Origin of the sequence: Cupriavidus sp. H18C1, assembly GCF_049311595.1 — a bacterium.
GTDB classification, from domain to species: Bacteria; Pseudomonadota; Gammaproteobacteria; order Burkholderiales; family Burkholderiaceae; genus Cupriavidus; species Cupriavidus cauae.
Genome location: NZ_CP186008.1, coordinates 1,865,492 through 1,878,393, shown reverse-complemented (window position 1 = coordinate 1,878,393; position 12,902 = coordinate 1,865,492). Strand labels below are relative to the sequence as shown.

The following is a 12,902-nucleotide window of genomic DNA, read 5'->3' as shown; positions in this document are numbered from 1 at the left end:
CCGGCGTGCTGATGCTGTCCGCGCTGACGGCGTTGGCCACGCTGACCGCGGGATGCGCCACCTACCAGTCGGTCAGCCCGGCCGAATCGGCGCCGCCGGCCGACCCGATCGCGGCGATGGTCCGCATCGATCCCGACCTCGGCGCATCGTTCTGCGTGATCGACAGCCCCGCGGGACGCGCGCCGTTCGCGGCGACACTGCTGCAATCGCTGCAGCGCCGCGGCTTCGAAGCCAGGCTGCTGCCGCCGGGATCGTCGGTGGCGGCCTGCACGTTGACGGCGACCTATGCGGCCACCTCGCAGTCGTACTGGCGCACCTTCCTGGCGACCGCCGACATCACCGTCTATCGGCGCGGCGAGCGCGTCGGCAAGGCGGTCTACGATGCGCGGCGCGGCCAGGGCGGCGTCAATCTGAGCCACCTGATCGACCCGAAGCAGAAGATCGACGAACTGGTCGACCAGCTGTTCCCCGGCCGCCTGCCGCATCCGGAGGCGCGCGATCGCAACGCCCCGCTGTCCGATCCGAACGGCGGGGCGGGCTCCAGCGCCGACCGCAGCGCGGCCGCTACGCCGGCCTGAACCCGGGCCGCCTGCAGGATCGCAACGCCCCGCTGTCCGGTCCGAACGGCGGAGCGAAGCCAAGCACGGCCGCTACGCCAGCCTGAACGCCTGCACCGCCTCGCGCAGCTGCTGCGCGCGCTGGTCGAGGCTTTCGGCCGCGGCGGCGGCCTCTTCGACCAGCGCGGCATTCTGCTGCGTGACGCCGTCCATCTCGGCCAGCGCGTCGCTGACCTGCGCGATGCCTTGCGCCTGCTCGCGCGAGGACGCGCTGATTTCCGCCATGCGCGTGGCGATGCCTTCGACCTGGCGCACGATGTCTTCCATCGCGCTGCCGGCCTGCTGCACCGCTACGTGACCGTCGCGCAGATCCGAGACCGTCCGCTCGATCAGCGCCTTGATCTCGCCCGCCGCGGTGGCGCTGCGCTGCGCGAGGCTGCGCACCTCGCCGGCCACGACCGCGAAACCGCGCCCGTGCTCGCCGGCCCGCGCGGCTTCGACCGCCGCGTTCAGCGCCAGGATATTGGTCTGGAAGGCGATGCCGTCGATCATGCCGATGATGTCGACCACCTGTTGCGCGTTGCGATGCACGCCGTCCATGGTCTGCACCACGCGCTCGACGGTGCCGCCGCCGTGCCGGGCTGCATCGGCGGCGCTGCGCACGGTGGCGTCGGCGTCCACGGCGGCATCGGCGTTCTGGCGCACCGTCGCGCTCAGCTGCTCGATGCTGGCGGCGGTGCGCTCCAGGCTGCTGGCCTGGCTCGCGGTACGGGCCGACAGATCGGCGTTGCCGCTGGCGATCTCGCCGGTGCTGGCGACGATCGCGTCGGCGCTGGCGCGCACGGTGCCGACGATGCCGGACAGGCCCTGGCCGACGCCGTCGATCGCACGCATCAGCTCGCCGATCTCGTCGCGGCGCGGGCTGGCCAGGCGCGCGGTCAGGTCGCCGGCCGCCAGGCTGCGCGCGGCCGCTGCCGCATCGGCCAGCGGCGCGCTGACCATCCGGCGCAGCATCCACCAGAATCCCGCCGACACCAGCAGCGCCAGCACCAGGCCGGCGCCGAGGAAGCGATTGCGATTGACGATCAGCTCCGCGCGCAGGCTGTCGACCGGCACCGAGCCGACGATCAGCCATTGCCATTCGGGATAGGTCTCGAACGCGGTCAGGCGCAATGCCGGGGCGGCGCCGTCGAAGGCGATCCGATGCGTCAGGCTGCCCTGGCGCGCGGCCATCAGCTCGCGCAGCCAGGTCTTGCCGTCTTCGTCGCGGGCGTCCAGCTGCACCGTGCCCTCCTGGCGGCGGCCGACCAGCAGCTTGCCCTGGTCGGGACCGGGCCTGGCGTCGACCACCAGGAAATGGCCGTCGGTGCCGATCGATTTGCGGCGGATGCGGTTTTTCAGCATCGCCAGCTCGGCGCTGACATCGACGCCGACATAGAGCGCGCCGACGATCTTGCCGGCGGCATCGCGCACCGGCTCGTACTTGCTCATGTACGGCTTGCCGAACAACCACGTCAACGCGCGGTACGAGCGTCCGGCCTGCACCGCGGCATAGGCGCCGCCGGCGCGGTCGAGCAGCGTGCCGACCGCGCGCTCGCCGTTCTGCTTCTTCAGCGAGGTGGTCACGCGCACGAAGTCGTCGCCGCGGCGCGCGAACACCGTGGCGATGGTGCCGCCGGTGGTCGAGAAGAAGCGGTCCGGCAGCGCGAAGTTGTTGTTCAGCACGACCTCGCCGCTGCTGAACTGCGGCGTCGGCTGGCCGGCGACCTCGATGGTCTGCGCGGGATCGACCGCATACGGGCCGGGCACCACCGCGGCGAAGCTCAGCAGGAAGCGGTCCGCCTCCTGCAGCATGGTGTCGTCGAACTGGCCGAGCAGATCGCGCAGCGTCTCGTTCTGCGCGCTCATCGCCGCGCGCTGCTGCGCCTCGAGCTGGCGCATGCTGCTGTCCGACAGCACCCAGGCGAACAGGCCGAATACCAGCACCTGCACGGCCAGCACGATCAGCGCAAGCCGCGTGCCGATCCGCGCGGCGCCAGGGCGCCAGCGGCGCGACGGCTGGCTGGCGGACGAGGTATCGGTAGGGGGAGGGATGGAAAGCGCCGGCAAGGCCGGCAGCCGACGAAGCAAGGGGGGCGGGGGCAAGGGGGGCGCACGTCCGTTTCCTGCGAAAGGGAAGTTGCCGGCACCACATGGCGCACGGCGGACGCATGATCTCCGTCACGTCGTCATGGACGGGTTTACGGCAAAGGACGTGCTGCGCTTGATGAGGGTGTTCACGGATTTCTACAGACGGCGGTCCGCAAAGCAGGACGTGACCTAGGTCAGGTCGCTATTCTCCGATTCCCGACGGACTCACTTTTGGGCTACCGAAATCATGGCGCGACAATCTTTTCCATTCCTCGGACGGCGCCCATCTGAAGGTGACGAAGTGGGTCACAACCAACTGTTCGGCCATCTGGCCGATGAGGATTTCACGGCGGAGGAAGCCGCCGAGTATCTTGAGGTGTCGCTGGCCACATTTGCTCGCTTTGTTCACGACGGGACGGTGTCGCCGTCGAAGGAAGTCGGGCGCTGCGGATTGTTCTCCGTGGCCGCATTGAAAGCGTTCAAACGGCAACGCAAAGCCGTAAGAGGCTGAGATCCGGCCGGCACGGCGGCAACAAGTCAGTCATTCATCCCGATTCGTCGACGCCGTCTTCAGGACACGATAGGGGCCGCGGCGATGCTCTTGCTGGGCATCTTCGCCGCGGAGGATCAAGCCAGCAGTTGTCCCAGCCGCACCACCGTCACGCCGGGGCGCAGTTGACGCAGCGACGGCATCACCAGCACGCAGTCGGGATACGGCGTCACCACCGGCGCGCCGTCGTTCCAGCCGATCACGGTGCCGGCCTCGGAGAAGGTCTCCAGGCCGGTATAGGGGCCGGCGAAGCGGAAGTTCATGCTGGTGGCCACCACCGGCTCGGTGACGCGCACCACCCGCTGCGGCGCGGCCTGCGCCGACAGCCAGCCGGCGGGCAGGTCGCCGCTGTCGACGACGCCGGCCGTCAGCAGGAAGCGCGCCGTGCTGTCGCGCGCCACCGCCACCGACGATGCCTCCCAATGCTGGCCACATTCGATCAGCAGCGCATTCTTCGGGCTGGCCGAGTCGCCAAAGCCGGCGTAGTCGCGCATGCGGCGGCCTTCCGGATGGCCTTCGTCGACGATCACATGTGCCGGCGCGCCGAGCGCGCGCGCCAGCGCCACGCCCTTGTCGAGCGGGCCCGACACGATCAGCGGCAGGCTCTTCTCGTGCATCGAATGCAGGTCCAGCAGCAGGTCGACGCGATCGATCAGCGGGCGCATCTCGCGCGCGCGCCGCAGCTCGGACGAATCGCGCGACGCATCGTCGAGCACCGCGGCGGTCCAGACGCGGTTGAAGTCCTGGTCGACGAAGCGCGAGGCGTCGGGCTTTGCCGGATCGAAGCGGTGATAGGCGTCGACGTTGGCGAACGCCAGCGTCAGCTGTCCGCGGCGCGGCTTGAGCCCCAGATCCAGCAGCTCCTTGACGACGATCGCGCCGCAGACCTCGTTGCCGTGGGTCAGCGCGTTGATCATCACGTGCGGACCGGGCACGCCGCTGTCGACATGGTGGACATAGGCGATGCCGGTATTGCCGTCGGCATACGGCCGGATATCGGGAAACGCGACTTCGACCGGGTAGGCGTCGAGCGTGGTCATCGTGTTCATGGCGTCCTTGTTATTGCTGAATGCCGGCCGCCTGCACGATGGTGCGGTACTTGGCGGTCTCGCGCTTGACGAAGGCGGCGAACTGCGCCGGATTGGCGGGCGCGACCTCGACGCCGGCCTCGGCCAGCTTCTTGCGGACCTCGGGCATCGCCAGCACGGCCTGCATCTCGTTGTTGAGCCGATCCACCACCGCGCGCGGCGTGGCCTTCGGCGCCATCAGGCCGAACCAGACGCCCATGTCGACGCCCTTCAGCGCGGGCGTCTCCGCCAGCGCCGGCACGTCGGGTGCCACCGCGGCGCGCTTGGCTTCGGTCACGCCATAGGCCTTGACCCGTCCGGCCTGGATATGCGGCAACGCGGAGGACAGCACCATCACCGCCAGATCGATCTGGCCGCCCAGCAGGTCCGTTGCCATCGCCGAAGCGCCCTTGTACGGCACGTGCGTGATACCGACCTTGCCCTGCTGCTTGATCAGCTCGCCGGCCAGGTTCAGCGGCGTGCCGACGCCCGACGAGGCGTAGGCGAGCTTGTCCGGCTGCCCCTTGGCCAGCGCGATCAGCTCGCCGGCGTTGCGCGCCGGCAGCGTCGGCTTGCCGACCAGCACCATCGGCTGCGTGCCGACGAAGGTGATCGGCGCCAGGTCCTTCTCGCCGTCGTAGCGGACCGCCGGATTGGTCAGGCGCGCGATCGACACCTCGCTGCCCGAACCCATCAGCAGCGTGTAGCCATCGGCCTCGGCCTTGACCACACGCGACGCGCCGATGGTGCCGCCGGCGCCGCCGAGGTTCTCGATCACCACGCTCTGGCCCAGCCGCTTGCCGAGTTCGGGCGCGATGGTGCGGGCCACCAGGTCGACGCTGCCGCCGGCCGTGTAGCCGACCACCAGCGTGATCGGCTTGGCGGGCCATTCGCTGGCGCGCGCCGCGCCGGCAGGCAACAGCGACATCGCCGAGGCGGCGGAGAACAGCAAGGTGGCGGCGGTGGCAGTCCGCAGCGAGATCTTCATGGCAACGCTCCCGTGTCTATGTGTTATCGATGTGGTATGGCGCGATGTTAGGGAGCGGCGCCATGTCCGCGCATGCGGGTTTGGCAATGGCGATTGCCGGATCGGCAAGGCGTGTGGCAAGGGTCCTATCACGGACTCGGCAGGGGCAGGCAAGGGGCAGGCGAAGGGCAGACAAGCGGCTCGGCAAGGCGGCCCGCCAAGGCGGCGCGGCATCGCCTCCGCCGCCAGCGGCATCACGCCGTCGCGGCGCGCCAGAACGCCTCGGCCAGCGGACGCATCGGCGCGCGCGGACGGTAGAGCCGGATCTGCAGCACCAGATCGCGATTGCCGCCCGGCTGACCGCCCTGGCCGCCTTGTTGGGCACCCTCCGTCCCGGCCTCCGCCACGCTGCCGATATCGGCGCGCACCAGCCGGCCGGCGTGCAGGTCGTCGGCGATCAGCCGGGCCGGCAGCCAGGCCAGGCCCATGCGCTGGCGCACCATCTCATGCACCGATTCGGCGAAGTCGCAGACCGCCACGACGTCGAGGCGGCCGGCCAGCTTGCGCCGCGCGATCTCCTGATTGACCATGCGGCCCATTGTCAGCGTCTCCGCATAGGCGATCGTCGGCACCGGCGCGCCGCTCTTGCCGTTCCTGCCGCGCCCGGGCAGGCGGAAGCACGGTCCGCCCGAGGCATCGGCGGCGGCGACGCAGACCAGCCGCTCGACCCCGACCGGATGGAACTGATAGCGGGCCTCGTCCAGCCGCACCGGCAGGTCCGGCGGGCTGTAGCACAGCAGGAAATCGGCATCGCCCTCGGTGAACATCGCCAGCGCGTCGTGCATGGCGAAGGTCGACAGCCGGGTGCGAAAGCCCGCGGCCACCGGATCGTGCCGCAGCGCCTGGCGCAGCCCCGCCAGCCAGGCCGGCACCAGCGAGCGCGACAGCGTCTTGCCGGTGGCGATTACCACGGTGCTGGCGTCGACGCGGTGGGCCGCCCGCAGCGCCAGCCGCGTTTCCTCGAGCGTATGCAGCGCCGACTGCGCCGCCTCCAGAAACTGCCGGCCCTCGGCGGTCAGCCGGACCGGAAACACGCTGCGATCGATCAGCGGCGCGCCGGCCCACACTTCGAGCGCCTGCATGCGGCGGCCGAACGCGGGCGGGGTGACATTGCGCAGTTCGGCGGCGCGGGCGAGGCTGCCGGCCTCGGCCAGGCATACAAAGTCTTCGAGCCAACGGATATGCATGGGGAGGCGGGCGATGGGTTCGTGTAGGGAGGCATCGGGCGGCAGCGCGTCACCGTGCGCGGCGGCGTCATTCTAGAGCGTCCGTAGCCGCTTGGACGGTTTGCGGCCCCGATGCGGCGACGCCGGAAGGGGCGCGCGATCCATCTTGCCGACGAATGGAGGCGTTGGAAAAATGTCACTCGATATTCGTCCGTCGAATAGTCCGGCGCGGCCCCCCGGAGCGCCCGATTCACTCGACAATCCGGCCTCGCGCCTGCCGCGCCGCAGCCTATCGCCGCTTCCCACCGACTCCTACACTGGCTGGAAAGCCCGACCTCGCTGGGAGTTCGCCATGCCGACCCTTCGCCGCCTCGTCCGCCACGCCGCCTGCATCGTGATCCTGCTGGGCGGGTGGCAGACCGCGATGGCGGCACCCCGGCCGCCGCAGCCGGCGGAAACGCTGACCCGGCAGGCGGTGGCCGCCTACGAGGCCGGCGCTTTCGAGAGCGCGCTGCGCGACTTCGCCGAGGCCGCGCGGCAGGGCAACCGGCTGGCGCAGTTCAACTACGCGATGATGCTGCTGCGCGGCGACGGCACGGCGTCCAAGCCGCAGGAGGCGCTGGTCTGGCTGAAGAAGGCGGCGGACAACGAGATGACGCACGCGCAATTCACCTGGGGCGAACTGCACGAGCGCGGCGACCTGGTGCCCAAGTCGCTGGAGGAGGCCAACCGCTGGTATCAGCGCGCCAGCCAGGGCGGACATATCCAGGCGCAGGTCGCGCTGGCGACCAATTACTTCATCGGCCGCGGGGTGCCGCGCGATTACGCCAAGGCCTTCGAGTGGTACACGCGGGCCGCGACCGCGGGCGACGGCGGCGCGCAGTACATCGTCGCCAGCTTCTACGAGCGCGGCGAGCCGGGCGTGGTGGAGCGCGATATCGAGCAGGCGAAGATCTGGTACGCCCGCGCCGCGGCGCGCGGCGACCCCGGCGCGCTGGCCAAGCTGCGCTCGCTGCTGGAGCAGACCGTCAGGTCGCGCGCGCCGACGATGTAGCGGACAGGCGAGCCGGCAAGCGCGCGGCGCGCATCAAGTCTGAATCAGCCGCTTCTGCCGCGAGATGTTCATCAGGATGCCGATCCCCATGCCGAGCGTGACCAGCGCGGTGCCGCCGTAGCTGATCAGCGGCAGCGGCACGCCGACGATCGGCAGGATGCCGCTGACCATGCCCATGTTGACGAAGGCATAGGTGAAGAAGATCAGCGTCACCGCGCCGGCGAGCAGCCGCGAGAAGTGCGTCGGCGCATTGGCGGCGATATAGAGCCCGCGGAAGATCAGCAGCAGGTACAGCACCAGCAGCACCGCATTGCCGATCAGGCCGAATTCCTCGGAGTAGACCGCGAAGATGAAGTCGGTGTGCTTCTCCGGAATGAATTCGAGGTGGGTCTGCGTGCCCTTGAGCCAGCCCTTGCCCATCAGGCCGCCCGAGCCGATCGCGATGATCGACTGGATGGTGTGGAAGCCCTTGCCGAGCGGATCGGTGGTGGGATCGAGCAGCGTGCAGACCCGGTGCTGCTGGTAGTCGTGCAGCACGGGCCAGTTGACGCCCGGCGCGCACATGTCGTGCTCGAAGAACAGCAGCCCGGAAATCAGCGTGACCAGGATCGCCAGCGCCGGCAGGATCAGCTTCCACGACAGCCCGGCGAAGTAGATCACGTACATGCCGGCGGCCAGCACCAGCAGCGCGGTGCCCAGGTCGGGCTGCTTGGCGATCAGGCCCACCGGCACCGCCAGCAGCAGGCCGGCGACGATGAAGTCGAACCAGCGCAGCCCGCTTTCGCGCTTCTGGAAGTACCAGGCCAGCATCAGCGGCATCGCGATCTTCATCAGCTCGGAGGGCTGGATCACGATGCCGACATTGAGCCAGCGGCGTGCGCCCTTGCGGATCAGCCCGAACATCGCCACCGCGATCAGCAGCGCGACGCCGACCGTATAAAGCGGCACCGCGACCCGCATCAACGTCTGCGTGGGCAGATAGGCGATCACCCACATCACCGCGTAGGACAGCAGGATATTGCGCAGCTGGTCCTCGACGCGGCCCGGCACGTCGATCGACGCCGAGTACAGCGCCACGATGCCGGTGGCGAACAACAGGAAGACGATCAGCGCGAGCGGCTTGTCGAAGCCGGTCAGCGCGGTCTTGATCAGGGACAGGGCGCGTCTGCGATCCATCTGCGCCTCCTTCAATGCGTGGCGTTGGCGCCCGGCGCCGCGGCGGCTTGCCGGGCGCGGGATGCGGGAGACGGTGCGGGACCCGGCGCGGCGGGCGGCGTGGTCGGGCGCGTCTGGCGCGCGCCCGGTGCGGCCGGGGCCGATGGCGAGGGCGGAGCCGGCGGCGCGCCGTCATGCGGCGGCCGGCTGTGGCCGAGCGCCTGGCGCATGCGGTCCCCCCAGCGTCAGCGGCGCCGAGGCGGGGGCGATTGCCTGCGGATCGATGGCCGGCGCGGCGGCCACCGCGCTGGCGCCACCCTGGCTGCCCTCGCCGGCGCTGCTGCCTTTGTCGCCTTTGCCGCCTTTGCCGCTGTCATCCTTGCCGTCCGGCTGGTCTTCCGCGTCCTCGCTGGCCAGCGTGTTGCCCATCGCGCTGGCACTGGCGATGCTGGCCGTATGGCCGGTGGTGAACACGCTCGGCGTGTCGACCGGCGGCAGCCCGTGCGTGCGCTCGGAGGCCGGCGGCGCGATCTCGGCCAGCTCGGCGGGCCATTTGCCGAGCAGGTAGTAGTCCATGATCTTGCGTGCGATCGGCGCGGCGTGCTGCGCGCCGAAGCCGGCGTTCTCGACGATCAGCGCCAGCGCGATCTTCGGCTTGTCGGCCGGCGCGAAGGCGTGATACAGCGCGTGGTCGCGCTTGTGCTCGGCCAGCGCATGGTGGTTGTACTTCTCGCCCTTGGCCAGCGAGTAGGTCTGCGCGGTGCCGGTCTTGCCGGCCGACTCGTAGGCCGCGCCGGCGAATGCCCTGGCCGCGGTGCCCGAGTGCGTGACGCCGACCATCGCGCGCTTGATCACGTCGATATCGGACTGCTTGAACGGCAGCCGGTAGCTTTCCTTGGGCACCGTCAGCCGGCGCTGGCGCGTCATCGCGTCCTCGACCGCCTTGACCAGGTGCGGCTTCATCACCACGCCGTTGTTGGCCAGGATCGCGGTCGCATGGGCGAGCTGCAGGATCGTAAAGCTGTTGTAGCCCTGTCCGATGCCCAGCGAGATGGTCTCGCCGTCATACCACCGCTGCTGCTCGGGCTTGCGATAGGCGCGTCGCTTCCAGTCGGTCGACGGCAGGATGCCGCGGCTCTCGCCCTCGATGTCGATGCCGGTCAGCTGGCCGAAGCCCAGCGGCTTCATGAAGTCGTGGATCGCGTTGACGCCCATGTCGCGCGCCAGCGCGTAGTAGTAGGTATCGCACGAGGCGACGATCGAGCTGTGCATGTCGACCCAGCCGTGGCCACCCGGCTTGTCGTCGCGGAAGGTGTGGTTGCCCAGCGTGAAAAAGCCGGGATCGTGCATGCCCCAGTTGGCCGTGCGCTTGCCCGTCGTCAGCGCCGCCAGCGCCATGAACGGCTTGTAGGTCGAGCCCGGCGGATAGGTGCCGCGCAGCGGCCGGTTCAGCAGCGGCTTGTCCGGCGAATTGTTCAGCTCGTTCCAGGTCGCGGTGTCGATGCCCTCGACGAACAGGTTCGGGTCGAAGGTCGGCTTGGAGACGAAGGCCAGGATGTCGCCGGTGGCCGGCTCGATTGCTACCAGCGCGCCGCGGCGGTCGCCGAACAGCGCCTCCGCCAGCTGCTGCAGCCGGATGTCGAGCGAGAGAATCAGGTTGTTGCCCGGCGTCGCCGGCGCGGTCGACAGCGTGCGGATCGGCCGCCCGCCGGCGCTGACCTCGACTTCCTCGATGCCGGTCAACCCGTGCAGCTCGGTCTCGTAGCTCTGCTCGATGCCGATCTTGCCGATGTAGTTGGTGCCCTTGTAGTTGTCGGCATCCTTGCGCGGATCGTACTTGGCGGGATTGGCGTCGTTGGCCACGTCCATCGCCTCGATGCGCTGCTGGTCGCGCTGCGAGATGCGGCCGATGTAGCCGACCACGTGCGAGGCCGATTCGCCCATCGGGTACTGGCGGAACAGGCGCGCCCGCACGTCGACGCCGGGGAAGCGGAAGCGCTGCGCGGAGAAGCGCGCCACCTCCTCGTCGCTGAGCTGGCTGCGGATCGGCAGGCTCTCGAAGCTGCGCGACTCTTCCATCAGCCGGCGGAAGCGGCGGCGGTCGCGCGGCTGGATGTCGATCAGTTCGGAGAGTTCATCGATGGTGTCGTCCAGCGACTGCGTCAGCTTGGACGGCGTGATCTCCAGCGTGTAGGCCGAATAGTTGCGCGCCAGCACGACGCCGTTGCGGTCCATGATGATGCCGCGGTTCGGCTCGATCGGCGCCACCGAGATGCGGTTGTCCTCGGCCTTGGCCGAATACTGGTCGTGCTTGTACCACTGCAGCCAGAAGAAGCGCAGGAACAGCAGGCCGAACAGGATCACGGCGAACAGCGCCGCGGCCGCCACGCGAAGGCGGAAGCGGCCGAGCTCGAGTTCGACGTTGCGGATTTCGGTCATGGTGCTGCGTGGACGGGCGTTCGGGGCACGGAGAGAAACAGCGAGCGGAGTGCCATGCCGTCAGATCGGCCGGGTTTCGTCGACGTCGATGGAGCGGCGCTGCGGCGCCAGCAGCAGGCCGGTGGCCAGCGGCCACAGCAGCGCCTCGATGCCGGGCGCGACCAGCAGCGGCCAGCCGGGCAGCGGCGCGCCCATCAGCAGCCGGATCACCACCGGCACCGCATGCGCGATGAACAGCAGCGGCAGCACGTGCAGCGCCTGCGTATAGACGCTGAACCACAGCACGCGGCGGTGGATCGTGATGGCGAAGTACGCCAGCAGCGTATAGGCCATCGCGTGCTCGCCCAGCAGGCGGGCATCGTGCACGTCCATCAGCAGACCCAGCACGAAGGCCACGCCCATGCCGACCTTGCGCGGCTGGTGGATGTTCCAGAACACCAGCACCAGCGCCACCATGTCCGGCACCCACAGGATGTCGCCCCACGGCAGCAGGTTGAACAGGAACGCCAGCACGAAGGTCAGCGCGATGAAGGCCGGGTTGACCGGCCGCAGCAGGTATTGGGGATGGGTCACCGCTTCTGCTCCTGGCTCGGCGCGGCCGCGGGCGCGGTAGCGACTGTGGCGACTGTGGTGGCCGTAGCGGCCGTAGCCGCGGCGTCCGCCTTGGGCTTCGGCGCCTTCTCGGTTCTTTCCGCTTTGTCGGACTTGTCGGCTTTCGAGGCCTTGCCCGCCTTCTCCGTCTTGCTGGCCTTGCCCGCCGCGCTCTTGCCGTCGTCGCCGGCCGGCAGGTCGCGCGAGGGCTTCTCGGCCTCGTAGCGCACTACCAGCAGCTGGCGGTGCGAACGCACGCCGGCGACCGGCTCGCAGTAGACGCGCGAGAACGCGGTATCGGCCTTGCGTTCGATCTGCACGATGCGCGCGACCGGCAGCCCGGCCGGATAGACCCCGTCCAGGCCCGAGGTCACCAGCAGGTCGCCCTGCTGCAGATCGGCCGACGCCGCCATGAAGCGCAGGTCCAGCATGCCGGCCTTGCCGCCGCCGAAGGCGATGCTGCGCAGGCCGTTGCGTACCACCTGCACCGGGATCGCCTGTTCCTTGTCGGTCAGCAGCGTGACTTCGGACTGGAACGGCGTCACGCGCGTGACCTGGCCGACCACGCCGCGGTCGTCGATGACCGGATAGCCGGCCCGCACCTCGTGCTGGCTGCCGCGGTCGATCACGATGCGCTGGCTGTACGGATCGCGCGCGTCGTACAGCACCTCGGCCGCCGTGACCGGCGTGGCCGATTGCTCCTTCAGGTCCAGCAGCTTGCGCAGTTGGCGGTTCTCGGCCTCGAGCTGGGCCTGGCGCAGCGCGTCGTCGGCCTGCGCCACCGCGCGCCGCCGCAGCTCGCGGTTCTCGCTGGCCAGCGCGGCGGACGACTGCAGATAGTCGAACGCGGCGCGCGCCATGTCACGCGGCACCAGCACGGCGCGCTCGACCGGCATCAGCACGGTGGCGGCGACCTGCCGGACCGTGGACAGCGCATCGAAGCGGGCGTCGACGACCAGCAGCACCAGCGCCATCGTCACGAAGATGACCAGGCGCGCGAACGCGGACGTGCCCTGCTTGAATAGCGGTGGCGGCGTGTAATCCATTTAGCCGTACGCAGGCGGTGGCGGTCCGCGTCGCCGGCACGCCGCGCTGGGGCGTCCGGGGGGCGGACCGGAATTGGCAAAGTCGCGCGGACCGCCGGAGAGCGGCGGCCGGCTTGGCCA

Annotated in this window: 11 protein-coding genes; 3 read left to right on the top strand and 8 right to left on the bottom strand. The window is 69.7% G+C overall.

What is annotated here, in order from left to right:
• The first annotated feature begins 11 nt into the window (after positions 1-11).
• Positions 12-578, top strand: coding sequence for an Sbal_3080 family lipoprotein (locus OJJOAM_RS08765; RefSeq protein WP_422649542.1), 567 nt, complete (start codon positions 12-14; stop codon positions 576-578).
• A 72-nt stretch (positions 579-650) separates the two neighbouring features.
• Here OJJOAM_RS08765 and OJJOAM_RS08760 read toward each other — a convergent pair whose 3' ends face one another.
• The gene (locus tag OJJOAM_RS08760) at positions 651-2,666 is read right to left on the bottom strand and encodes a methyl-accepting chemotaxis protein (protein ID WP_422647722.1); all 2,016 of its coding nucleotides are present in this window, start codon (positions 2,664-2,666) and stop codon (positions 651-653) included.
• 322 nt (positions 2,667-2,988) lie between these two features.
• Here OJJOAM_RS08760 and OJJOAM_RS08755 point away from each other — a divergent pair, with 322 nt between their 5' ends.
• On the top strand, positions 2,989-3,198 hold the full coding sequence (locus OJJOAM_RS08755) for a helix-turn-helix domain-containing protein (RefSeq protein WP_422647721.1): 210 nt from the start codon (positions 2,989-2,991) through the stop codon (positions 3,196-3,198).
• Positions 3,199-3,314: 116 nt separating this feature from the next.
• Here OJJOAM_RS08755 and OJJOAM_RS08750 read toward each other — a convergent pair whose 3' ends face one another.
• From OJJOAM_RS08750 to OJJOAM_RS08740, 3 genes are all read right to left on the bottom strand, one after another.
• On the bottom strand, positions 3,315-4,286 hold the full coding sequence (locus OJJOAM_RS08750) for a M14 family metallopeptidase (protein WP_422647720.1): 972 nt from the start codon (positions 4,284-4,286) through the stop codon (positions 3,315-3,317).
• A gap of 10 nt (positions 4,287-4,296) precedes the next feature.
• Positions 4,297-5,292 carry a Bug family tripartite tricarboxylate transporter substrate binding protein gene (locus OJJOAM_RS08745; RefSeq protein WP_422647719.1) on the bottom strand — a complete coding sequence of 332 codons (996 nt, stop codon included), beginning with the start codon at positions 5,290-5,292 and terminating at the stop codon, positions 4,297-4,299.
• Positions 5,293-5,525: 233 nt separating this feature from the next.
• Positions 5,526-6,518 carry a LysR family transcriptional regulator gene (locus OJJOAM_RS08740; RefSeq protein ID WP_422647718.1) on the bottom strand — a complete coding sequence of 331 codons (993 nt, stop codon included), beginning with the start codon at positions 6,516-6,518 and terminating at the stop codon, positions 5,526-5,528.
• 403 nt (positions 6,519-6,921) lie between these two features.
• On the opposite strand from OJJOAM_RS08740, the gene OJJOAM_RS08735 reads away from it, so the two are divergent.
• Positions 6,922-7,551 carry a tetratricopeptide repeat protein gene (locus OJJOAM_RS08735; RefSeq protein ID WP_422649541.1) on the top strand — a complete coding sequence of 210 codons (630 nt, stop codon included), beginning with the start codon at positions 6,922-6,924 and terminating at the stop codon, positions 7,549-7,551.
• 33 nt (positions 7,552-7,584) lie between these two features.
• Here the strand turns inward: OJJOAM_RS08735 and rodA are convergent, their stop codons facing one another.
• The 4 genes from rodA to mreC form a co-directional block, all read right to left on the bottom strand.
• Complete coding sequence (gene rodA / locus OJJOAM_RS08730) at positions 7,585-8,727, bottom strand: rod shape-determining protein RodA (protein WP_422647717.1); 1,143 nt, start codon at positions 8,725-8,727, stop codon at positions 7,585-7,587.
• 171 nt (positions 8,728-8,898) lie between these two features.
• Positions 8,899-11,145 carry a penicillin-binding protein 2 gene (gene mrdA, locus OJJOAM_RS08725; protein ID WP_422647716.1) on the bottom strand — a complete coding sequence of 749 codons (2,247 nt, stop codon included), beginning with the start codon at positions 11,143-11,145 and terminating at the stop codon, positions 8,899-8,901.
• A gap of 60 nt (positions 11,146-11,205) precedes the next feature.
• Positions 11,206-11,718 carry a rod shape-determining protein MreD gene (mreD, locus tag OJJOAM_RS08720; RefSeq protein ID WP_006579990.1) on the bottom strand — a complete coding sequence of 171 codons (513 nt, stop codon included), beginning with the start codon at positions 11,716-11,718 and terminating at the stop codon, positions 11,206-11,208.
• Positions 11,715-12,782: a rod shape-determining protein MreC gene (gene mreC, locus OJJOAM_RS08715; protein ID WP_422647715.1), complete on the bottom strand. Its 1,068-nt coding sequence runs from the start codon at positions 12,780-12,782 to the stop codon at positions 11,715-11,717. Before mreC ends, mreD begins: the two co-directional genes overlap by 4 nt.
• Positions 12,783-12,902 lie beyond the last annotated feature (120 nt).

Excerpts from the sequence above, each read along its gene's own strand:
- mreC (WP_422647715.1), bottom strand. The coding sequence starts at position 12,782 with ATGGATTACACGCCGCCACCGCTATTCAAGCAGGGCACGTCCGCGTTC.
- OJJOAM_RS08735 (WP_422649541.1), top strand. The coding sequence starts at position 6,922 with ATGGCGGCACCCCGGCCGCCGCAGCCGGCGGAAACGCTGACCCGGCAG.
- rodA (WP_422647717.1), bottom strand. The coding sequence starts at position 8,727 with ATGGATCGCAGACGCGCCCTGTCCCTGATCAAGACCGCGCTGACCGGC.
- OJJOAM_RS08750 (WP_422647720.1), bottom strand. The coding sequence starts at position 4,286 with ATGAACACGATGACCACGCTCGACGCCTACCCGGTCGAAGTCGCGTTT.
- OJJOAM_RS08740 (WP_422647718.1), bottom strand. The coding sequence starts at position 6,518 with ATGCATATCCGTTGGCTCGAAGACTTTGTATGCCTGGCCGAGGCCGGC.
- mrdA (WP_422647716.1), bottom strand. The coding sequence starts at position 11,145 with ATGACCGAAATCCGCAACGTCGAACTCGAGCTCGGCCGCTTCCGCCTT.
- OJJOAM_RS08745 (WP_422647719.1), bottom strand. The coding sequence starts at position 5,292 with ATGAAGATCTCGCTGCGGACTGCCACCGCCGCCACCTTGCTGTTCTCC.
- OJJOAM_RS08765 (WP_422649542.1), top strand. The coding sequence starts at position 12 with ATGCTGTCCGCGCTGACGGCGTTGGCCACGCTGACCGCGGGATGCGCC.